This is a genomic window from Pseudomonas sp. S06B 330 (assembly GCF_002845275.2).
Lineage (GTDB): Bacteria > Pseudomonadota > Gammaproteobacteria > Pseudomonadales > Pseudomonadaceae > Aquipseudomonas.
Window position 1 is genome coordinate 1,905,027 of sequence record NZ_CP088149.1, and the last position, 20,283, is coordinate 1,925,309.

General features: G+C 59.6%; 19 protein-coding genes. 11 read left to right on the plus strand and 8 right to left on the minus strand.

Annotated elements, in window-relative coordinates; all coding sequences use genetic code 11:
- Nucleotides 1-187: 187 nt before the first annotated feature.
- Nucleotides 188-1,087 carry a lipid kinase YegS gene (gene yegS, locus CX511_RS08835; protein ID WP_101293274.1) on the plus strand — a complete coding sequence of 300 codons (900 nt, stop codon included), beginning with the start codon at nt 188-190 and terminating at the stop codon, nt 1,085-1,087.
- Here the strand turns inward: yegS and CX511_RS08840 are convergent.
- The 3 genes from CX511_RS08840 to CX511_RS08850 all read right to left on the minus strand — a co-directional run bounded on the left by CX511_RS08840 (nt 1,071) and on the right by CX511_RS08850 (nt 3,568).
- Nucleotides 1,071-1,730 carry a response regulator gene (locus CX511_RS08840; protein WP_045186768.1) on the minus strand — a complete coding sequence of 220 codons (660 nt, stop codon included), beginning with the start codon at nt 1,728-1,730 and terminating at the stop codon, nt 1,071-1,073. The genes yegS and CX511_RS08840 overlap by 17 nt on opposite strands.
- Nucleotides 1,720-2,616 carry a sensor histidine kinase gene (locus CX511_RS08845; RefSeq protein WP_045186766.1) on the minus strand — a complete coding sequence of 299 codons (897 nt, stop codon included), beginning with the start codon at nt 2,614-2,616 and terminating at the stop codon, nt 1,720-1,722. The genes CX511_RS08840 and CX511_RS08845 overlap by 11 nt, the downstream gene beginning before the upstream one ends.
- A 451-nt stretch (nt 2,617-3,067) precedes the next feature.
- Nucleotides 3,068-3,568, minus strand: a complete 501-nt coding sequence (locus CX511_RS08850) for a histidine kinase (RefSeq protein WP_409077859.1) — start codon at nt 3,566-3,568, stop codon at nt 3,068-3,070.
- A 344-nt stretch (nt 3,569-3,912) separates the two neighbouring features.
- On the opposite strand from CX511_RS08850, the gene CX511_RS08855 reads away from it, so the two are divergent.
- Together CX511_RS08855 and CX511_RS08860 are read left to right on the plus strand one after the other, a co-directional pair.
- Nucleotides 3,913-4,848, plus strand: coding sequence for a chemotaxis protein CheV (locus tag CX511_RS08855; RefSeq protein ID WP_045186761.1), 936 nt, complete (start codon nt 3,913-3,915; stop codon nt 4,846-4,848).
- Nucleotides 4,849-4,894: 46 nt separating this feature from the next.
- Nucleotides 4,895-5,698, plus strand: a complete 804-nt coding sequence (locus CX511_RS08860; protein ID WP_045186758.1) for an MOSC domain-containing protein — start codon at nt 4,895-4,897, stop codon at nt 5,696-5,698.
- Nucleotides 5,699-5,827: 129 nt separating this feature from the next.
- On the opposite strand, the gene CX511_RS08865 is transcribed toward CX511_RS08860, so the two are convergent.
- Nucleotides 5,828-7,756 carry a transglycosylase SLT domain-containing protein gene (locus CX511_RS08865; protein ID WP_045186753.1) on the minus strand — a complete coding sequence of 643 codons (1,929 nt, stop codon included), beginning with the start codon at nt 7,754-7,756 and terminating at the stop codon, nt 5,828-5,830.
- Between the two features lie 220 nt (nt 7,757-7,976).
- Here CX511_RS08865 and CX511_RS08870 point away from each other — a divergent pair, with 220 nt between their 5' ends.
- Nucleotides 7,977-9,896 carry an ATP-binding cassette domain-containing protein gene (locus CX511_RS08870; RefSeq protein ID WP_045186750.1) on the plus strand — a complete coding sequence of 640 codons (1,920 nt, stop codon included), beginning with the start codon at nt 7,977-7,979 and terminating at the stop codon, nt 9,894-9,896.
- 42 nt (nt 9,897-9,938) lie between these two features.
- Here CX511_RS08870 and CX511_RS08875 read toward each other — a convergent pair whose 3' ends face one another.
- A complete protein-coding gene (locus tag CX511_RS08875; protein WP_045186748.1) occupies nt 9,939-10,382 on the minus strand; it encodes a universal stress protein in 444 nt (147 codons plus the stop codon).
- Nucleotides 10,383-10,491: 109 nt separating this feature from the next.
- On the opposite strand from CX511_RS08875, the gene CX511_RS08880 reads away from it, so the two are divergent.
- Nucleotides 10,492-10,929 (plus strand): hypothetical protein, encoded by a 438-nt coding sequence (locus CX511_RS08880; RefSeq protein WP_045186745.1) that lies wholly within the window; start codon nt 10,492-10,494, stop codon nt 10,927-10,929.
- Here the strand turns inward: CX511_RS08880 and CX511_RS08885 are convergent.
- Nucleotides 10,913-11,341, minus strand: coding sequence for a hypothetical protein (locus CX511_RS08885; protein WP_143527773.1), 429 nt, complete (start codon nt 11,339-11,341; stop codon nt 10,913-10,915). The genes CX511_RS08880 and CX511_RS08885 overlap by 17 nt on opposite strands.
- A 392-nt stretch (nt 11,342-11,733) precedes the next feature.
- On the opposite strand from CX511_RS08885, the gene fadB reads away from it, so the two are divergent.
- The 6 genes from fadB to CX511_RS08915 all read left to right on the plus strand — a co-directional run bounded on the left by fadB (nt 11,734) and on the right by CX511_RS08915 (nt 19,053).
- On the plus strand, nt 11,734-13,881 hold the full coding sequence (gene fadB, locus CX511_RS08890) for a fatty acid oxidation complex subunit alpha FadB (protein WP_045186742.1): 2,148 nt from the start codon (nt 11,734-11,736) through the stop codon (nt 13,879-13,881).
- Nucleotides 13,882-13,910: 29 nt separating this feature from the next.
- On the plus strand, nt 13,911-15,086 hold the full coding sequence (gene fadA / locus CX511_RS08895) for an acetyl-CoA C-acyltransferase FadA (RefSeq protein WP_038608883.1): 1,176 nt from the start codon (nt 13,911-13,913) through the stop codon (nt 15,084-15,086).
- A gap of 77 nt (nt 15,087-15,163) precedes the next feature.
- Nucleotides 15,164-15,415 (plus strand): DUF1653 domain-containing protein, encoded by a 252-nt coding sequence (locus CX511_RS08900; protein ID WP_045186736.1) that lies wholly within the window; start codon nt 15,164-15,166, stop codon nt 15,413-15,415.
- Between the two features lie 100 nt (nt 15,416-15,515).
- Entirely contained in the window at nt 15,516-18,128 is a 2,613-nt protein-coding gene (topA, locus tag CX511_RS08905) for a type I DNA topoisomerase (protein WP_045186733.1), read from the plus strand.
- A gap of 119 nt (nt 18,129-18,247) precedes the next feature.
- Complete coding sequence (locus CX511_RS08910; RefSeq protein WP_045186730.1) at nt 18,248-18,769, plus strand: DUF6586 family protein; 522 nt, start codon at nt 18,248-18,250, stop codon at nt 18,767-18,769.
- 50 nt (nt 18,770-18,819) lie between these two features.
- Entirely contained in the window at nt 18,820-19,053 is a 234-nt protein-coding gene (locus tag CX511_RS08915; protein WP_045186727.1) for a hypothetical protein, read from the plus strand.
- 63 nt (nt 19,054-19,116) lie between these two features.
- On the opposite strand, the gene sulA is transcribed toward CX511_RS08915, so the two are convergent.
- The gene (gene sulA, locus CX511_RS08920) at nt 19,117-19,611 is read right to left on the minus strand and encodes an SOS-induced cell division inhibitor SulA (RefSeq protein WP_045186725.1); all 495 of its coding nucleotides are present in this window, start codon (nt 19,609-19,611) and stop codon (nt 19,117-19,119) included.
- Between the two features lie 10 nt (nt 19,612-19,621).
- Entirely contained in the window at nt 19,622-20,230 is a 609-nt protein-coding gene (lexA, locus tag CX511_RS08925) for a transcriptional repressor LexA (protein ID WP_045186723.1), read from the minus strand.
- Nucleotides 20,231-20,283 lie beyond the last annotated feature (53 nt).

Here is a 20,283-nt window from a genome sequence, read left to right on the forward strand (position 1 = left end):
ACTTTTACTGTCGGCATCTTCCATGAAGGCCAAATATTTGTCGAATGATGCACCCAGGCGTTCGCGCTTTCAATGCTATTTGTGTGAATGTCCGGCAATTTTTCCATCGGGGCAGTCATCGGGGGTGCAGCAAAAGGCCCGTTTACGCGGTCGAGATGCTCGAGTTTTCTTTAATGGGGGAGGCAGCATGACGCAGCACAAGACACTCGTGATCCTGCATGGCAAGCAGGCCACCAACGAGCAGGTGCGGGCCGCCGTAGGTGCCATGCGTGAGCGTGGCTGGGTACTGGATGTTCGCCTGACCTGGGAAGCCGGTGATGCTGCGCGTCTGGTCGACGAGGCTGCAGTCGGCGGCTATGAGCACATCGTCGCTGGCGGTGGTGACGGCACCTTGCGCGATGTTGCCGAAGCCATGACCCGCACTTCGAGCCAGGCAAGCCTGGTGCTTCTGCCGCTGGGCACGGCCAATGATTTCGCTCGGGCGGCGGGTGTGCCGCTGGAGCCTGAACTGGCCCTTGGGTTGTTGGAAGCGCCAGCCCATGCCATCGATCTGGGGCAGGTGGGTGAACAGGTGTTTCTCAACATGGCCACGGGCGGCTTTGGCAGCCAAGTCACCGCCAACACCTCCGAAGACCTGAAGAAGGTGCTGGGGGCGGCGGCATACTTGTTCACCGGTTTGTCGCGCTTCAGTGAGCTCAGCGCTGCTTCGGTAGCCTTGCATGGGCCGGATTTCCACTGGCAGGGAGACTTACTGGCGCTGGGGATTGGCAACGGGCGACAGGCCGGAGGTGGGCATGTGCTGTGTCCGCAGGCGCAGGTCGATGACGGCTTGCTGGATATCAGTATTTTGCCGGCTCCGCAGGAGGTGGTGGGCACCTTGCGCAGTCTGCTCAGCGATGGTCTGGGCCTGGACAATTTGTTTGTGCGGGCACGTTTGCCCTGGGTGCAGATCAAGAGCTCACAAGGCCTGGATATCAATCTCGACGGTGAGCCGCTACAGGGTGACAGCTTGCGCTTCGAGGTGCTGCCTGCGGCCTTGCGGGTGCATCTGCCTCCCTATTCGCCGTTGCTCAGTCATCAAGGCTGATGATCTGCTCGCGCACCGCAAACAGCACCAGTCCGGCGACGTCATAGATCTGCAGGCGCTTCATGATCTGCGAGCGGTGAGTTTCGACGGTTTTGATGCTCAATCCCAGCCCGTGGGCAATTTCACGGGTGGATTTGCCGCGCACGATCAGGCGCAGGATTTCCAGCTGACGGGCGGTCAGGTTGTGGTTTTCCACCGCTTGCGGTTTGGTTGTCTGGGCGCGCAACAACGCCTGATTGATCACCGTATGGGCAATGGCCGGGCTGAGGTAGCGTTCATCGCTGCGCAAGGCTGCTAGCGCCTGTTCCAGTTCGGTGGCGGTGGTGTCCTTGAGCAAGTAGCCATGGGCACCGCTTTCCAGCGCTTGCATGATCAGCTCAGGGTCGGTGTGCATTGACAGGATCAGCACTTTGCTGCGGCAGCCCCTGGCACGTAGTTGGGTCAGGGCGTCGAGGCCGTTGGTTGAGCGCATGGATATGTCCAGCAGGACGATGTCCGGGTCCAGTTGCAGCACCAGTTCGGCCACCTGGCTGCCATCATTGCCTTCGCCCACCACTGTGTAACCAGGAATGTCCGAGACCAGCGCACGGACCCCGGCGCGAATCAGTGAGTGGTCGTCTACCAGGAGCAATTTACAGGTCATGGGCGTTACTTGTCTTGGCGCGTTCAAGGGTGCGCGCAGGCCAGGGGAACAGGGCGTCAATGCGGGTGCCATGGCCCGGCTGACTGCTGATCGATAGGGTGCCGTTGAGCAGGGCGGTGCGTTCCAGCATCCCGGCCATGCCACGCTGTCCTTCGTCTGCGGGGTTGCTGGCAGGCATGAAACCCTGGCCGTCGTCACTGATGGACAAGGCCAGCCCTTCGGATCGCCGCGCGATGGAGACCACCAGATTGTGTGCGCTGGCATGGCGGAGCATGTTGGTGACCGCCTCCTGGGTGATGCGAAAGGCAGCGATGGCCATGTCTTCGGGGATCCCGCCCAGGCGCTGGCGGCATTCAAGACTCCAGTGCACGCTGGTGTTTTCCAGAGTACGCAGCAGGTGTGCGCGCAAACTGGCTTCCAGTCCCAGGCTCGCCAGCTGGCGTGGGTTGAGAATGGCCGAGACGTCGCGAACATTGGCCAGGGTGTCGTCCAGGGTGCGGCGCAGGGTTCTGCAGTGCTCTTGCAATTCATCCGGCACGCGGCGTTGCAGCCAGTCAGCCTGAAGTTTGGCAGCCGTCAGCAGTTGGCCGATATCGTCGTGTAGCTCCCTGCTCAGGCGTTGGCGCTCGCTTTCCTGAACCTTGAGCAGGCGGTCGGCAAGTTCAGCCGGGCGCATGGCAATCGAGCGTGCCCAGTGGCGCAGGTGCCAGCCAATGCTCAGCATCGCCACTAGCTGCAGGATCAGTACGCCGACCGGCATCGGTAGTGCGTACAGGTACAGCACCAGGCTGGCGCTGATCGAAGCCAGGCACAGCAGTGCGGTAAACCCGCGCAGTAGAGCGGCCCCGGGCCGCCGGAGCTTGAATCTATTGAGGCTTAAGAGCATAGAAAATGAAGCCACTGAAATATCGCTGTAGAAAGCCTGAAAAGGTCAAACTAGACGCGTTGTCGTATTGTCTTCAAACATCATTTAAATATCGGCGCCGGGCAGTCTGATGATTGCCCTGTGCCAAGAGAATGAATCGTCGAGGACATATTCGGCCAAGGTCTGACCAGCCTTCATCAGCACGCATGGTATCACTTCAAGTGGAAAGGGTGGCGAACTCTGATAACTGCTTGAATCATTAGATTTTATGGGCTGGTACGGGGGTTCCGATATGTCGCCGACCCTAGCACTTTGCCACCATTTTAGGGGTGTCAATCTTTCACAAAATGAATTAAATCTGCAGTTGTTCAAAGGGCTGCAGAAATGCTTGGCAAACATGGGAAGTTCTACATTAGTGCGTCGCACAGCGCACTATTGAGTACCGGGAAAAGGCGATCTTGTCTATTACCCGTTAGTTGCCCAGAGTTGGTCGACTAACTGCCGCGCTTGGGGTGTGCGGTGAATGGTCGCAAGGGGTCATGTTCGAGGTGCAGGACGCGCAGGCCAATGAGGGATTCAAGGCTGCTGCAAGGTTATCCAAAAGCACCACTTGCTCATCGGTATCCAACCCCAGGTGGCCGGTGCGCGGGTCAACCAGCTCCAGTTGCCAGGCCAGCAAGGTCAGGCACTCGTCCAAGGCCGGCAAGGCTTCGCCTGGCAGGTGTGAGGGGGTGTGGGCCGTGTCGAGAAGGTTTTGCAGCTGCTTGGCGTAGCTGGCCACTTCCACCAGACCCAGAGACTGGGCGCGAGCGACCAGAGTGGCCAGGGTGTCGGTGAGACAGTGGCAGGCATCTGGATCATTGTCGATCAGTTGCAGGTGCTGCAAGCACTCTTCAGCCTGGGTCAGCAAGACTTGGGCGTCCACCAGAAAGTCCTGCAGGACGCTGCTGGTGAGTGATTCGTTAGCCATCATTTAGCTCCAGCGCAAAGGGCTGGAGCAGGGGTTGGCCACAACGAGGCGATCGCTGACAAAAGCCTGACTCCGTTCATGCAATGAGAATGGCGTCACATTAATGGCTAATGGATATCGCGAACATCAGGTCCCGCCCGATTGCTACTAGGGGTTTCCCTGATAGGTGATTCGTTTGCGACCTTTTTGCGGGTATTCGCGACAGAGGTGCGCTGAGCGCAGTAAAGCATGATGTTAAAATGACATCAATGCTCGCCTGCGCATTTCCTTCGGGGGTCAAGCTGAGCCTGATCCGGCCGATACAGGGTCGATGAATTCATTTTTCGAACAAGCCTGAGGGTTCTTTAATGGCCGGCATTCTCGACACAGTAGACCAAAGAACACAGTTGGTAGGTGAGAACCGCCTGGAAATCTTGATGTTTCGCCTGGCCGGTCGGCAATTGTTCGCAATTAATGTGTTCAAGGTGCAGGAAGTGCTGCAGATGCCCAAGTTGACCTTGATGCCGCAGCGCCATCCTTTCGTGTGTGGTGTGGTCAACCTGCGTGGGCAGACGCTCCCGGTGATTGACCTGTCCCAGGCCATTGGCATGCGTCCGCTTGAGCCAGGGCCGGGAAGCACGATTATCGTCACCGAGTACAACCGTTCGGTGCAGGCGTTCCTGGTCGGTGGGGTGGATCGCATCGTCAACATGAACTGGGAGGCCATCATGCCACCGCCCAGCAGTGCCGGGCGCCAGCATTACCTGACAGCAATCAGCAAGGTCGATGAGCAGTTGGTGGAAATCATCGACGTGGAAAAAGTCCTCGCCGAAATCGTCCCGTACAGTGCCAAGGTCTCGCGCGAAAAGCTCGACGATCCGGTGCTCGCACGTGCCCGTGGCCGTGAGGTGCTGCTGGTGGACGACTCCACCGTAGCCTTGGCTCAACTGCGCGAAACCCTGTCCCAGTTGGGGGTGAAAATGCATGTTGCCAGCGATGGTCTGAAGGCCTTGCGTATGCTCAAGGGCTGGGCTGATGCTGGTGAAGACATGTGTGAAAAACTCTTGATGATCTTCACCGATGCCGAAATGCCGGAGATGGACGGCTATCGCCTGACCACTGAAATTCGCAATGACCCGCGCCTGCGTCCGTTACACGTGGTGTTGCACACCTCGTTGTCGGGAAGCTTCAACGAGTCGATGGTAAAGAAGGTCGGCTGTGACAACTTCCTCTCTAAGTTCCAGCCCGATAAATTGGTTGATGTCGTACGTCAGCGTCTGATGCTGGATGAAGCGACGGCCTGAGTCGGTATAAGCTAAGCGCTTTGAACCGGCAGAAGGCAGGTCACCGATGCAATTGAGTGCGTTGTACCGATATCCGCTCAAGTCCGCGCGCAGCCAAGCGTTGCAGTCGTCTTCGTTAGACGCGCTGGGATTAAGTGGTGATCGTCGCTGGATGCTGGTGGAGCGCGACAATGGCCGCTTCCTGACCCAGCGTGCCTATCCGCAGATGGGTCAGTTGAGTGCGTTGCACAGCGTTACTGGCGAACTGACCCTCGAAGCCCCCGGGCGGGCTGCGCTGACGGTTGCCGTGCCGCAAGCGGACAGCGATCTGCGCGGTGTGACGATCTGGCGCGACACCTTTCGTGTTCCGGATGCTGGGGATGTCGCTGCGCAATGGCTCAGCGAATTTATCGGCAAGGACGTACGCTTGGTCCATGTGCCCGAGCAGCGTACACGCTTCTTGCCTGGCGGCTACGGCCTGAACAGTGACCGGGTGGCTTTTGCTGACGGCTTCCCTCTCTTGCTGATTGGCCAGGCGTCGCTCGACGATCTGGTGCGACGTGTCGGTCGCCCGTTGGAAATGTTGCGTTTTCGTCCCAACCTGGTGGTGGAGGGCGCGCAACCCTATGCTGAAGATGGCTGGAAGCGAATCCGTATCGGCGAGATGGAGTTTCGCGTGCTCAAACCTTGCGAGCGCTGCATCATGACCACCATCGACCCGCAGACCGGTGAGCGCAGTGCTGATCGCGAGCCACTGGCGACACTTAAAACCTATCGGCAGAAAGAGGGTGATGTGCTGTTTGGGCAGAACCTGGTGGCTGACGGCAGTGGCGTGCTGGAGGTGGGAATGCCGGTGACAGTGCTGGAATAGCGGATCAACTTGTTGAGTTCATGGTGAAAGCCAGCCTTGCTGGCGATGAGACCCGCACAGGATCAGCTGTTGCGCGGTGTCTGCATCGCTGGCAAGGCCAGCGCCCACAGTTGTTAACAGCCTTGTCTTTTACTGATCGTCAAAATAACGCTCATGCCAGTCCACCAACGGCTGCGGCGAGTTGAGTTTCTGCCCGTAGATCACCGAGTAGGACAGCACGTTCTGCACGTACTGACGGGTCTCATCAAACGGAATCGACTCCACCCAGACATCGAAGCTCAGGTGGTCAGCGCCACGCAACCATTGCCGCACGCGGCCGGGGCCTGCGTTGTAGGCGGCCGAGGCGAGCACCCGGTTGCCATTGAACTGACTGTGCACCTGGCTCAGGTAAGCCGCCCCCAGCTGGATATTCTTGTCCGGATTGAACACTTGCGAGGGAGAGGCCAAAGGAATGCTGAACTTGCGTGCAGTTTCCTTGGCGGTAGCCGGCATTAATTGCATCAGGCCGCTGGCACCGACGCTGGAGCGGGCGTCTTCCATGAAGGCGCTTTCCTGACGAGTGATCGCGAACACCCAGCTTGAGTGCAAGCCGCGTACTTTGGCTTCACGCACCAGGGTGTCGCGGTGGGCCATCGGGAAGCGGATGTCCAAGTCATCCCAGTACTTTGCCTGGCTGATCGTGCGGATTGCCGGGAAGTACCAGCGCATGTCATAGGCCAGGCGCGCCTGGGCAACCATTTCGTCGCGGTTGAAGTGGCGGCTGACGTGGTACCACTCGCGGCGGCCGTCGACAATCTGGCCGCGGGCATGGAACTCCAGGGCGCGGCGAATACCGGGGGTATTGCGCACTTTGTTCATCAGCGCCTGGCTCAGCACCAGCGGCTTGTTGTTCAACTGATAAGGCGTTTTGGCCCGGTCGGCGGCGAGGAAGCCATAGAAATCACGCTCGCGAGCGACGGTCTGGTACAGCGACGGGATCTGCGGGTTCTTCGGCTGCGCCAGCTCCAGGCTGCGGGCTTGCCAGTAGCGCCAACGGCTGCTGGTGGCCAGGTCCTGGGGCAAGCGTTTGGTCAGGTCGTAGGCATCTTCCCAGCGGCCCAGGCGCAGCAACAAGCGCAGGCGCCATTCGGTGACGGTATTGTCGCGCAGCTCCGGGTCGTAGCGAGTCATCAGATCAAGCGCCCGCGGGTCGTAACGACGCGCCAGGGTCAGGCCGATTTCCCGGGCGATGGCGACTTTTTCGTCGCGGGAGAAATGCATGCGGTTGGCATAGTCATCCAGCAAGCTCATGGCTCGCTCCGGGTCTTGGCGCGCCAGTCGGCGCAGGCCCAGGCTGACGACGTCGGACATGGCCTCGTTGACGGGTACGAAGCGTCCGGGTTGATTCAAAAGCTGCGGCTTCTGCGCCACATCGACCAGCAAGCGGCCTTGGGGCGCCAGCGTGGTGAGGTTTTTGGTCAGGCTGTTGGCCAGCGCATAGTTGCGAGCCTGGGCTGCCAGCTTGGTGCGCTCCCAGCGCATTTGTTCAGTCAGCTGGCCTTCAGCTGCCCAGCGATCAAACAAGGCATCACAGGCGGCCGGCTGGGACTTACCCACCAGCCAGAGCTTTTTAGCCGAGGCAAAGCCTTCAGCACGCTGGCCGTGGCTCAGTTGGTACTGGCCATTGAGGCAGTCCAGTTCAGTGAAGTTGAGCTTGGGATCGTAGTAGCGGGTGAAGGTGGCCCAATCGCCACGCTCGGCCAGCCAGCGCAACCAACGCAACTTCATCCAGTTGGCCTGGGGCAGGTCGCCATGAGCGGCGAGGAATTTCTCGATCTCGGCATTGCTCGCGGTTTTCAGGCGCGCTGTCAGCTCGTCGTAGGCCAGGTAGGGGGTCAGCGGGTAATCGCTCAGTGCCTGGGCGTAGCGCAGGTACGGGCCCTTGTCGCCTTTGGCCAAGGCGCGCTTGGCCTCGTCGTAATACTGGCGCTGCACGGTGATGTCGGTGGCCTGGGCGACGCTGGCCGCAGAGGCCGAGAGAAGCAGGCAGGAAACTAGATTGAACAGGCGGCTGCGCATGAGACTTCCGGGCAGTTTGACCATAAAAAGTGACGGCGAAGCCAGCACTGTGAGGTGACGTTGCTTAAGCTTAGCCGTTTGCCGTGGGCGGATGAAAGCATTGTGCTTGTATCGAGTTGTAATCAAGCGGTCCGTCGTCGGATCTCGCTGCAGGCGCGCCTGCTTAATGTGAAGCGGGGCCAAGTCGGGTAGAATACGCGCCCTGTTTTTGGAGAAGATCATGACCCTGCTCAAATTAAGCGATGTGTCCCTTGCGTTCGGCGCCATGCCGTTGTTGGACAAGGTGTCGTGGCAGATCGCCCGTGGTGAGCGGGTGTGCATTATTGGCCGTAACGGTACGGGCAAGTCGAGCATGCTGCGCTTGGTCAAAGGCGATCAAAAGCCTGACGACGGCGATGTCTGGCGCGCGCCAGGGCTGAAGATCGGCGAACTGCCGCAGGAACTGCCGGTTGCCGACGGCCGTACCGTATTCGACGTGGTCGCAGAAGGCCTTGATGGCGTCGGCGCCTTGCTTGCTGAGTATCATCACCTGAGTCAGAACATCCACAGTGATGCTGACCTGGAAAAACTCATGCACGTCCAGCACGACCTGGAAGCGCGTGACGGCTGGCGCTTGCAGCAACTGGTCGACAGCACCCTGAGCCGCCTGCAACTGCCGGCCGACAAGACCCTGGCCGAGCTCTCCGGTGGCTGGCGCCGACGTGTGTTGCTCGCTCAGGCGTTGGTGTCCGAGCCTGATCTGCTGCTGCTTGACGAGCCTACCAACCACTTGGACATCGGTGCCATTGCCTGGCTCGAAGAAGCCCTCAGTGGTTTTGGCGGCGCCGTGCTGTTCATCACCCACGACCGTTCATTCCTGCAAAATCTGGCCACGCGCATCCTTGAATTGGACCGTGGCGGCCTGATCGACTGGAACGGCGACTACGCCAGTTTCCTGGTGCACAAGGAAGCCGCGCTGGCCGCCGAAGAAACCGCCAACGCCCTGTTTGACAAGAAGCTCGCCCAGGAAGAAGTGTGGATCCGCCAGGGCATCAAGGCCCGACGCACCCGTAACGAAGGCCGCGTGCGCGCCCTCAAGGCCCTGCGTGTTGAGCGCAGCGAACGTCGTGAACGTACCGGCAAGGCCAATATCCAGCTCGACGTCGCAGAAAAATCCGGCAAGCAGGTGATGGTGCTGGAGAATGTCAGCTTCAATCACCCTGGCGGTCCGCAACTGGTCAAGGACTTCTCCATGGTCCTGCAGCGCGAGGATCGTATCGGTTTGCTCGGTGCCAACGGTACCGGCAAGACCACCTTGCTCAAGCTGATGCTCGGCGGCCTTGAGCCTACCAGCGGCAAGATCGAGTCCGGCACGCGCCTGGAAGTCGCCTATTTCGACCAGCTGCGCCATCAGCTGGACCTGGAAAAGACCGTGATCGACAACCTTTCCGAAGGTCGTGACTTCATCGAGATCGACGGCCAGAACCGTCACGTGCTGAGCTACCTGGGCGACTTCCTGTTCAGCCCGCAGCGTGCCCGCACGCCGGTCAAGGCGCTGTCCGGCGGTGAGCGTGCACGCCTGTTGTTGGCCAAGTTGTTCAGCAAGCCGGCCAACTTGCTGGTGCTCGACGAGCCGACCAACGATCTGGACGTGGAAACCCTCGAACTGCTCGAAGAAGTGCTGTCGGCGTTCAAGGGTACCGTGCTGATGGTCAGCCACGACCGGGCCTTCCTCGATAACGTGGTCACCAGCACCCTGGTCTTTGAAGGTGAGGGCAAGGTGCGCGAGTACGTCGGTGGTTACCAGGACTGGATTCGTCAGGGCGGTTCGCCGAAGTTGCTCGGTGTCAGTGAGAGCAAGTCGGGCAAGTCTGAGTTGAACACGGCGGTGGTCGAAGCCGCTGAACCGGCGCCGGTAGCTGCTCCGGCCGCCGAAGCGCCGAAGAAAAAACTCAGCTACAAGCTGCAGCGTGAACTGGAGGCCTTGCCGGGCCAGATCGACGCGTTGGAGCAGAAGATGGCGGCGGTACAAGAAGAAATTTCTGATCCGGCCTTCTACCAGCGTCCGATCGATCAGACCACTGCCGTGTTGGCGCGTCTGGAGCAGATGCAAGGTGAGCTGGATGTGCTGGTCGAGCGTTGGGCTGAGCTCGACAGCTGAGGGGTGGGGCCCGGTGCATGCAAGTGCGCCGGGCCTTGTCGATTACTCGGGTTTTTTCATCAGGCGAACGGCAAGCACATCGCACGGTGCGCCGTGCAGTACGTCGTTGGCGGTAGAGCCGAGTAGCAGCGCCAGGCCGTGACGACCGTGGCTACCGACCACGATCAGGTCACACGCATTCTCCTTGGCCAGTTGGTGGATCTCTTGGCGTGGCTGGCCGTAAGTCAGGTGTGAATCTCCGCGTTTGATGTCGGGATATTTGACGAACAGGCGGTCCATGCGCTCTTTTGCCTGGTCGAATTGTTGCTGCTGCAGCTGTGACAGATCCATTGGCACATCACCGCCAAACGCCATGGCCATGGGCTCGACAATATGTACCAGAGAGACTTTGGCCTGTGTCGGCGCGGCTAGTGTCATGGCGCGCTTGATGACCGGGTCGCATTCTTCGGTCAGGTCGACGGCAACCAGTATGTGTTCGTAGGGCATGAGAAGCTCTCCTGACAGTCGCGATAGTTCAAGTATGGTCGGTTTCAGGCTGATCGCTTCGAACCCCGGCTAACCAGCTCAATTGCAAAGCTTTATAGGAACAACAGATATGACGGTCTGGGTAGTGGTGTCAATCCTTGCGCTGATTCTCAGCCCTTTGGCCTGGCTGCGTCCTTCGCGCAATCAGAGCGGGCGGATGGCCCTGCGCATGGAAGCCCGGCGCATGGGGTTGAACATGCAACTGACGCCCCAGCAGTGGCCACACTGGCTGCCCAAAGAGCCGCCAAGCCCCTGTGCGCAGTTCGTGCGACCGCGGCGCCAGGGCAGGGTAGACAGCTGGAGCTACTGGCAGACCACCCCGGGTACCTGGCTGAACCAGTGGCGTGAGCCGTGTGCTGATCCTGTGCTGGCGGAGCATTTTTCCCGCTTGCCTGACAACGTCTACAAGGTCGAAGCTGGCCCGCAAATGATTGCCCTCTACTGGGGGGAGCGCGGCGAAGCGTCTGTATTGCAGGATATTGCTGCAGTGCTCAAAGCCTTGGCCTGATCACGCTCAATAAAAAGGGTGTTTGCGGGTTGTCGGGTGTGTGGAGTGTGAGCTTATCCAGTCGATGTGGTGATGTTGCTGGCTCCTCCAGACACCGCCACTCGGCCTTTTGCAGTGGACAGTCGGCCGCCATCGCCGCCGCGCCGGCTGACGATTTGTGGGAGCCGGTCTTGCCGGCGATGGGATCGACGCGGTGTAAGGTGCTGCGCGGTGTCTGCATCGCTGGCAAGACCAGCTCCCACAAAGCCAGTGCTGCGCCTCGCTCTGCACTGCTCTTGATCTTTATACGCCAGCCCCAGCAGATTCCCCCCGACCATCCGTGAAGTACCAATAAAAAGCCCGATAAACGCATCGGGCGGGCGGGCCAGGCAGGCCGGTTGAAGTCTTGATTGCCATCCAGTGTAGCGGCCATGCTGCACGCTGCTGAGTTTTCCTTACCTTTCTTTACTCCTGCTCGCGTTTGCCTGTGTAAGCCTTTAACCACTATCGCTGACATGAATACGCCTCGATCACCGAGGGCAGTGTTTGCTCGTGGTCGGCGGAAAATGACTGCAAAGTCGCGTTTTCACGCCGCTTTTGGGTATTTGACAACGGCGATCTTTTCGTTGAATGTGTGCATACCCAAATCAAACGGGCGTATGAATTGAGCGTTTGTATTGTCAGAAAGCTCTTACAGAATCCCGACTATCGCGCTGACGGGTGTGCCTGGCGCAAGGATTCGGCAACTCACGGCCAATGGCCGGCCGGGTCTTTCACCAGCGATCGGCGTGTACAGTTCAGCTTCCATATCGTGGAGATCAGTTGATGATTTACGAAGGTAAAGCCATCACGGTTAAGGCTCTTGAAAGCGGCATCGTCGAACTGAAGTTCGACCTCAAGGGTGAGTCCGTCAACAAGTTCAACCGTCTTACCCTGAACGAATTGCGTCAGGCCGTAGACACCATCAAGGCCGACGCATCGATCAAAGGCGTGATTGTCAGCAGTGGCAAGGACGTGTTCATCGTCGGCGCGGATATCACCGAGTTTGTCGATAACTTCAAGCTGCCCGAGGCCGAACTGGTCGCCGGCAACCTCGAAGCCAACCGGATTTTCAGCGACTTCGAAGACTTGGCCGTACCGACGGTTGCCGCCATCAACGGCATCGCCCTGGGCGGTGGTCTGGAAATGTGCCTGGCTGCCGACTACCGCGTGATGTCCAGCAGCGCCAAGATCGGCCTGCCGGAAGTCAAACTGGGTATCTACCCAGGCTTCGGCGGTACCGTGCGCCTGCCGCGCATCATCGGTGCCGACAACGCCATCGAGTGGATTGCCGCCGGCAAGGAAAACCGTGCTGAAGACGCCCTGAAAGTCGGCGCCGTCGATGCAGTGGTTGCCCCTCAGCTGCTGCAAGATGCCGCTCTGGACCTGATCAAGCGCGCCATCAGTGGCGAGTTCGATTACAAGGCCAAGCGCCAGCCAAAGCTGGAGAAGCTCAAGCTCAACGCCATCGAGCAGATGATGTCGTTCGAAACCGCCAAAGGCTTCGTCGCCGGTCAAGCGGGCCCGAACTACCCGGCGCCAGTTGAAGCGATCAAGAGCATTCAGAAAGCGGCGAACTTCGGTCGCGACAAGGCCCTGGAAGTCGAAGCCGCAGGCTTCGTCAAGCTGGCCAAGACCTCGGTTGCCGAAAGCCTGATTGGCCTGTTCCTCAACGACCAGGAACTCAAGCGCAAAGCCAAGGCCCATGACGAAATCGCCCGTGACGTGAAGCAGGCCGCCGTACTCGGCGCTGGCATCATGGGTGGCGGTATCGCCTATCAGTCGGCAGTCAAAGGCACGCCGATCCTGATGAAAGACATCAACGAAGCCGCCATCCAGCTGGGCCTGAACGAAGCCTCCAAGCTGCTCGGCAAGCGCGTTGAAAAAGGCCGCCTGACGCCGGCGAAAATGGCTGAAGCGCTGAATGCGATTCGCCCGACCCTGTCCTATGGCGACTTCGCCAACGTCGACATCGTCGTTGAAGCGGTGGTCGAGAATCCAAAGGTCAAGCAAGCGGTACTGGCTGAAGTGGAAGGCCAGGTGAAGGAAGACGCGATCCTCGCTTCCAACACCTCGACCATCTCCATCAACTTGCTGGCCAAGGCCCTCAAGCGCCCGGAAAACTTCGTCGGCATGCACTTCTTCAACCCAGTGCATATGATGCCGCTGGTAGAAGTCATCCGCGGCGAGAAGTCCAGCGAAGTGGCAGTTGCCACCACCGTTGCCTACGCCAAGAAAATGGGCAAGAACCCAATCGTGGTCAACGACTGCCCGGGCTTTTTGGTCAACCGCGTGCTGTTCCCGTACTTTGGCGGTTTTGCCAAACTGGTCAGCGCCGGTGTCGACTTCGTGCGTATCGACAAGATCATGGAAAAGTTCGGCTGGCCGATGGGCCCGGCTTACCTGATGGACGTGGTCGGCATCGACACCGGCCATCACGGCCGTGACGTCATGGCTGAAGGTTTCCCTGACCGCATGAAGGACGACCGTCGCTCGGCCGTCGATGCGCTCTACGAAGCCAATCGCCTGGGCCAGAAGAACGGCAAGGGCTTCTACGCCTACGAGACCGACAAGCGCGGCAAACCGAAGAAAGTCGCCGACGCGGCCGTTCTTGAAGTCCTCAAACCGATCGTTTACGAGCAGCGCGATGTCACTGACGAAGACATCATCAACTGGATGATGATCCCGCTGTGCCTGGAAACCGTTCGTTGCCTGGAAGACGGTATCGTCGAAACCGCCGCCGAAGCCGACATGGGTCTGGTCTACGGCATCGGTTTCCCTCCGTTCCGTGGCGGTGCACTGCGCTACATCGATTCGATCGGCGTAGCAGAATTCGTTGCCCTGGCAGACAAGTACGCCGATCTGGGTCCGCTGTATCACCCCACCGCGAAGCTGCGTGAAATGGCCAAAAACGGCCAGAGCTTCTTCGGTTAAGCGCCCAACGATAGAGAGCGAGAGAATATATGAGCCTGAATCCAAGAGACGTGGTGATTGTCGACTTCGGTCGCACGCCGATGGGCCGCTCCAAGGGTGGCATGCACCGCAATACCCGCGCCGAAGACATGTCCGCGCACCTGATCAGCAAGGTGCTGGAGCGCAACACCAAGGTAGACCCTAACGAAGTCGAAGACGTGATCTGGGGCTGCGTTAACCAGACCCTGGAGCAGGGCTGGAACATTGCCCGCATGGCCTCGCTGATGACCCAGATCCCGCACACTGCGGCCGGCCAGACCGTCAGCCGTCTGTGTGGCTCGTCGATGAGCGCCCTGCACACCGCAGCCCAGGCGATCATGACCGGCAACGGCGACGTCTTCGTCGTCGGTGGCGTTGAGCACATGGGCCACGTCAGCATGATGCACGGCGTCGATCCGAACCCGCACATGTCGCTGTACGCTGCCAAGGCCTCGGGCATGATGGGCCTGACCGCCGAAATGCTCGGCAAGATGCACGGCATCAGCCGTGAGCAGCAGGACCTGTTCGGCCTGCGTTCGCACCAGCTCGCCCACAAGGCGACGGTCGAAGGCAAGTTCAAGGATGAAATCATCCCGATGCAGGGCTACGACGAGAACGGCTTCCTCAAAGTCTTCGACTACGATGAAACCATTCGCCCGGACACCACTCTGGAAAGCCTCGCGGCCCTCAAGCCTGCGTTCAATCCTAAAGGTGGTACCGTCACCGCGGGCACATCGTCGCAGATCACTGACGGTGCGTCGTGCATGATCGTCATGTCGGCCCAGCGTGCCCAGGACCTGGGGATCCAGCCACTGGCTGTGATTCGTTCGATGGCTGTGGCCGGTGTCGATCCGGCGATCATGGGCTACGGCCCAGTGCCAGCGACCCAGAAAGCGCTCAAGCGCGCAGGTCTGAGCATCGCTGATATCGACTTCTTCGAGCTTAACGAAGCCTTCGCTGCACAGGCCTTGCCAGTGCTCAAAGATCTGAAAGTACTCGACAAGATGGATGAGAAGGTTAACCTGCACGGCGGCGCTATCGCTCTGGGTCATCCTTTCGGTTGCTCTGGTGCGCGGATTTCCGGCACTCTGCTCAACGTCATGAAGCAGAATGGCGGGACCTTCGGCGTCTCGACCATGTGTGTCGGCCTGGGTCAAGGCATCACCACCGTCTTCGAACGCGTCTAAGCATTCGGCGGTTGGAAACCGGGGCCTGGTGCCCCGGTTTTTGTTTTTGCGGGATTTTTTTCAAGAGGGTGAGCAACATGCAGATACAACCAGGCGTATACCGGCATTACAAGGGGCCTGAGTATCGTGTGTTCGGCACTGCGCAACATTCTGAAACCGAGGAGTGGGTGGTGTTCTATCAAGCCCTGTACGGCGAATTCGGCCTCTGGGTACGGCCACTTTCGATGTTTCTGGAGTCAGTCGAGGTTGACGGCGAGCAACTGCCGCGCTTTGCTTTGGTCAAGGCCGAACCCGAGCTGTTTTCCCGGCCCGATGCCGAGGGCGGCTAACGCCTCGCGCTTGACCTCATTGTATTGCCACTATATATAGCGGTGCCGCGTCAGGTACCTGCCGTGTTTTTATTTTCAGTATTCAGGAATTTTCCGATCCATGGGCAAATCGCTGGTCATTGTGGAATCCCCGGCTAAGGCCAAGACCATCAACAAGTACCTGGGCAGCCAGTACGTGGTGAAGTCGAGTATCGGCCATATCCGAGACCTGCCCACCAGCGGTTCGGCCAGCGCCAGCAAAGAGCCAGCCGCCAAGCGTGGCAAGGCCGCTGCCGGTGAAGCGCCCGCGCTGTCGCCAAAGGAAAAGGCGCGCAAGCAGTTGGTCGCGCGCATGGGGGTGGATCCGGACCACGGCTGGAAAGCCAAGTACGAGATCCTTCCAGGTAAGGAAAAGGTCATCGACGAACTGCGTCGTCTGGCCAAAGATGCCGACACCATCTATCTCGCAACCGACTTGGATCGCGAGGGGGAAGCCATTGCCTGGCACCTGCGCGAAGCCATCGGTGGTGATGACAGTCGCTATAAGCGCGTGGTGTTCAACGAAATCACCAAGAAGGCCATTCAGGAAGCGTTCTCGCAGCCTGGCGAGCTGGATATCGATCGGGTCAACGCCCAGCAAGCGCGTCGCTTCCTCGACCGTGTGGTGGGCTACATGGTCTCGCCACTGTTGTGGCAAAAGATCGCCCGTGGCCTGTCGGCCGGTCGCGTGCAATCGGTCGCGGTAAAGCTGGTGGTTGAGCGTGAGCGCGAGATCCGCGCCTTCATCCCCGAAGAATACTGGGAAGTACACGCCGACCTCGGCACCGCCAAAGACGCCAAAGTGCGCTTTGAAGTGGCGCGGGAGAAGGGCGAAGCCTTCAAGCCGCTCAACGAAGCGCAGGCTATGGCCGCGCTGGAGAAGCTCAAGTCCTCCAGCTACACCGTCGCCAAGCGCGAAGACCGTCCGACCAGCAGCAAGCCGTCGGCACCGTTCATTACCTCCACCCTGCAGCAGGCTGCGAGCAACCGCCTGGGCTTCGGGGTGAAGAAGACCATGATGATGGCCCAGCGTCTGTATGAAGCGGGTTACATCACCTATATGCGTACCGACTCGACCAACCTTTCGGTCGATGCGGTGGAAATGGCCCGTAGCTACATCGAAAGCGAGTTCGGCAAGAAATACCTGCCGGAAGCGCCGATCGTCTACGGCAGCAAAGAGGGTGCCCAGGAGGCGCACGAAGCGATCCGTCCTTCCGACGTCAACACCCACCCGACCAAGCTCAGCGGCATGGAACGTGATGCCGAGCGTCTGTACGAGCTGATCTGGCGCCAGTTCCTGGCGTGCCAGATGCCGCCAGCGCAGTACCTGTCGACCACTGTCAGCGTTACCGCTGGCGACTTCGAGCTGCGTGCCAAGGGCCGTATCCTCAAGTTCGACGGTTACACCCGCGTGCTGCCACAGCAGAGCAAGCCGGGCGATGACGACGTGCTGCCGGAAATGAACCAGGGTGAAGTGCTCAAGCTGATCCAGATCGACCCGAGCCAGCACTTCACCAAGCCGCCTGCGCGTTACTCCGAAGCCAGCCTGGTCAAGGAAATGGAAAAACGCGGCATCGGCCGTCCTTCCACCTACGCGGCGATCATTTCGACCATTCAGGATCGCGGCTACGTGACCCTGCACAACCGTCGTTTCTACTCTGAGAAAATGGGCGATATCGTCACCGAGCGTCTGTCCGAGAGCTTTTCCAACCTCATGGACTACGGTTTTACTGCCGGCATGGAAGAGAACCTCGATGACGTGGCGCAAGGCGAGCGTGACTGGAAGAACGTCCTCGATGAGTTCTACGGTGATTTCAGCAATAAGTTGAAGCTGGCTGAAGATGGCGAGAAGGGCATGCGTGCCAACCAGCCAACTCTGACCAACATTCCGTGCAAGGACTGCGGTCGTCCGATGATGATCCGTACCGCCTCCACTGGCGTGTTCCTCGGTTGCTCGGGTTATAGCCTGCCGCCCAAAGAGCGCTGCAAGGCGACGGTTAACCTGGTTCCGGGTGATGAGATCGCTGCCGATGACGAAGGCGAATCGGAATCGCGGGTGTTGCTCAACAAGCACCGTTGCTCGATCTGCTCCACTGCGATGGACGCCTACCTGCTCGACGAAAAGCGCAAGCTGCATATCTGCGGTAACAACCCTGATTGCACGGGCTATGAAATCGAAGAGGGCAACTACCGCATCAAAGGTTACGAAGGGCCGAGCCTGGAGTGCGACAAGTGCGGTAGCGAAATGCAGCTCAAGACTGGCCGTTTCGGCAAGTTCTTCGGCTGTACCAACACCGAGTGCAAGAACACCCGCAAGCTGCTCAAGAGTGGCGAAGCGGCGCCGCCGAAGATGGATGCGGTGAAGATGCCGGAGCTCAAGTGCGAGAAGGTCAACGACACCTACGTGCTGCGTGATGGCGCGTCGGGGTTGTTCCTGGCGGCCAGCCAGTTCCCGAAAAACCGCGAGACCCGCGCGCCGTTGGTGATCGAGATTATCCCGCACAAGGATGAGATTGATCCGAAGTACCACTTCCTCTGTGAAGCACCGAAAAAGGACCCGGACGGTCGCCCGGCGGTCATCCGCTACAGCCGTAAGACCAAGGAGCAGTACGTGCAGACCGAGGTCGAGGGCAAGCCGACCGGCTGGCGCGCTTTCTACGACGGTAATGCCTGGAAGGTCGAAGACAAGCGCTGATAAAGTCTGGGCCGCTTTTGGCGGTCCCTCGCCGGCTTTGCCGGCGAGGGGGCTTGCGGTATGGCAGGGCAATCCGTGACACTCACAGACCGCCTTGCAGCCTTTCGGAGGGCACTCAGATGGCCCAGGAACTCTACACCCGTACCAACCAGAAGATTTACTTCGCAGGGCTGGCCCTAGAAGCCTTGGGCAAGGCTCAGGAGAGCAGGGCAATGAACGCGCAGGCGCTGATTCAGGCCGAGCGCGAATCGGCACTGTTTCACCTGTACGGTGCGCTACTGGGGCTGTGTCATGAGATTGCCGGTTTTTACCGTTTGCCGCAGGCCGCTGCGCCACGCGCCGAGTTGCTGCTGACCCGTGAAGTGCTGGAGGCTGTGGCGATTCCGGAAATGGCCGAGCTGGTCGAGTTGGCTGAGCAGCGAGAAACCTGGCTGGCGCAACTGTTAAGCGCTTATGCCGATTTGTTCCGACCGCCGGTCGCGAAAAAAGCACCGAAAACTGATGTCACGCTACCGCTGATTCAGGCCGTGAGCCTTGATGAGCCCGAGGTGGCGCCGCTTTCGCGGGAAGAACTGGAAAGCTGGCGGCAGAATCTCAAAGGCCTAACCGTTCGCTTTCGTGAGGGCTTGAGTGAGTGCTGATTGGGGCGCTCGCTGGTACAATACTGGCCTTTCGTGGAGAACTGCCCCTTATGCCAACGTCCTTTCTAGAAATTGTCGAGTTGCCTGATGGCCGGATCGAGCTGCGCCGCGCCGAGGACGAAGGCTCCCTGGTAACCCTGGATTTCTCCGAGGACGCCAAGGCTTTCCTGCAAGGTCAGCACGTTGAAGTGGCCAAGGCCATGCTCAGTGTTGGTGTGCAGATGGCCGGCAAGCTGGTGGAAGGTGACGTCGAGCGAGACGACGGGCCGCGCGTCCTGCACTGATCGCCTGCGTGGCTTCCTCGTCCTGAGGAAGCCTGGTGAAACCAACCCATCTCTGTCCTGAAATCAGCCTAGGCGGATGTTCAGGCTTTGTGCGTCGCCTGCGCGTGCGGCGTTACTCAGCTGTTGACGTGCGCTGCTGCTGACGGTGTTCAGCCAACTGATTACGGTGTGGCTGCGGCCCAGACGCAGGGCTTCGCAGGCCAACTGCAGAGCGCTCTGGTTGCCGCGAGGTTGCAACAACAGGATGCGCTCGCGGTTCAGGCCGGCGTCGCGCAGCCAGGCCTGGGTGAGGCTGGCCGGGGGCGCGATCAGGGTCAGCCAGCGGGCGTCCTGTTCCTCACTCAGCTCGCTCAGTTCACGCAGCATGGGGGCCAGCAGGCTCTGGCAACTCCCCAGCGCGCCACGCAAGGACAGCTCGCTGAAAACCTGTGCCGCGCCCGGATGGGGAGCAGGCTTGCTGGCTTTCAGTCCGGGCAGCACTGGCTGGGCCAGGAATGCTTCGAACAGTGGCAATTGTGCTGGCTGCGATACGTTCTGTGACGCTGGGGGGAACTGCATGACGCCTCCTTTACCGGCGAATGACGCCGACACTCAAGCCCTCAATTACCAGGTCCTGTTCTTTCAGGTTGACCTCGATAGGGGCAAATTCGGGGTTTTCAGCAATCAGCCAGACTTTGCTGCCTTCACGCTTGAAGCGCTTGACTGTGACCTCGTCACCCAGGCGGGCAACCACGATCTGGCCATTGCGCGCTTCGCGGCAGGTGTGCACGGCAAGCAGGTCGCCATCAACGATACCGACGTCTTTCATGCTCATGCCGTGAACGCGCAGCAGGTAGTCGGCCCGAGGATGGAAGAAAGCCGGGTTGATGTTGCAGGATTCCTCAATGTGTTGCTGGGCCAGGATTGGCGCACCGGCAGCAACGCGACCGATAATCGGCAGGCCGCTGTCTTCGGCCTTGGCTTCCAGGCCGGGGATGCGGATGCCGCGCGAGGCACCCGGGGTCATCTCGATCGCACCCTTGCGGGCCAGGGCCTTGAGGTGTTCCTCGGCGGCGTTGGGCGACTTGAAACCCAGCTCCTGGGCGATTTCCGCGCGGGTTGGCGGGAAGCCGTTGTCTTCCAGGCAGCGCTTGATAAAAGCCAGAATCTCAGCTTGGCGTGGCGTCAGTTTTAGCATGTCGATCGCTCTGTCTTTTTATACAGTGACTGGGATTATATACAGTAGGTGGC

What these genes read in the sequence shown, in the direction of transcription:
- fadB (WP_045186742.1), top strand. Translation starts at nt 11,734, where the DNA reads ATGATTTACGAAGGTAAAGCCATCACGGTTAAGGCTCTTGAAAGCGGC.
- CX511_RS08860 (WP_045186758.1), top strand. Translation starts at nt 4,895, where the DNA reads ATGCAATTGAGTGCGTTGTACCGATATCCGCTCAAGTCCGCGCGCAGC.
- sulA (WP_045186725.1), bottom strand. Translation starts at nt 19,611, where the DNA reads ATGCAGTTCCCCCCAGCGTCACAGAACGTATCGCAGCCAGCACAATTG.
- CX511_RS08880 (WP_045186745.1), top strand. Translation starts at nt 10,492, where the DNA reads ATGACGGTCTGGGTAGTGGTGTCAATCCTTGCGCTGATTCTCAGCCCT.
- CX511_RS08875 (WP_045186748.1), bottom strand. Translation starts at nt 10,382, where the DNA reads ATGCCCTACGAACACATACTGGTTGCCGTCGACCTGACCGAAGAATGC.
- fadA (WP_038608883.1), top strand. Translation starts at nt 13,911, where the DNA reads ATGAGCCTGAATCCAAGAGACGTGGTGATTGTCGACTTCGGTCGCACG.
- CX511_RS08915 (WP_045186727.1), top strand. Translation starts at nt 18,820, where the DNA reads ATGCCAACGTCCTTTCTAGAAATTGTCGAGTTGCCTGATGGCCGGATC.
- CX511_RS08845 (WP_045186766.1), bottom strand. Translation starts at nt 2,616, where the DNA reads ATGCTCTTAAGCCTCAATAGATTCAAGCTCCGGCGGCCCGGGGCCGCT.
- topA (WP_045186733.1), top strand. Translation starts at nt 15,516, where the DNA reads ATGGGCAAATCGCTGGTCATTGTGGAATCCCCGGCTAAGGCCAAGACC.
- CX511_RS08855 (WP_045186761.1), top strand. Translation starts at nt 3,913, where the DNA reads ATGGCCGGCATTCTCGACACAGTAGACCAAAGAACACAGTTGGTAGGT.
- CX511_RS08865 (WP_045186753.1), bottom strand. Translation starts at nt 7,756, where the DNA reads ATGCGCAGCCGCCTGTTCAATCTAGTTTCCTGCCTGCTTCTCTCGGCC.
- CX511_RS08850 (WP_409077859.1), bottom strand. Translation starts at nt 3,568, where the DNA reads ATGATGGCTAACGAATCACTCACCAGCAGCGTCCTGCAGGACTTTCTG.
- CX511_RS08900 (WP_045186736.1), top strand. Translation starts at nt 15,164, where the DNA reads ATGCAGATACAACCAGGCGTATACCGGCATTACAAGGGGCCTGAGTAT.
- CX511_RS08910 (WP_045186730.1), top strand. Translation starts at nt 18,248, where the DNA reads ATGGCCCAGGAACTCTACACCCGTACCAACCAGAAGATTTACTTCGCA.
- CX511_RS08870 (WP_045186750.1), top strand. Translation starts at nt 7,977, where the DNA reads ATGACCCTGCTCAAATTAAGCGATGTGTCCCTTGCGTTCGGCGCCATG.
- yegS (WP_101293274.1), top strand. Translation starts at nt 188, where the DNA reads ATGACGCAGCACAAGACACTCGTGATCCTGCATGGCAAGCAGGCCACC.
- CX511_RS08840 (WP_045186768.1), bottom strand. Translation starts at nt 1,730, where the DNA reads ATGACCTGTAAATTGCTCCTGGTAGACGACCACTCACTGATTCGCGCC.
- lexA (WP_045186723.1), bottom strand. Translation starts at nt 20,230, where the DNA reads ATGCTAAAACTGACGCCACGCCAAGCTGAGATTCTGGCTTTTATCAAG.
- CX511_RS08885 (WP_143527773.1), bottom strand. Translation starts at nt 11,341, where the DNA reads ATGGCCGCTACACTGGATGGCAATCAAGACTTCAACCGGCCTGCCTGG.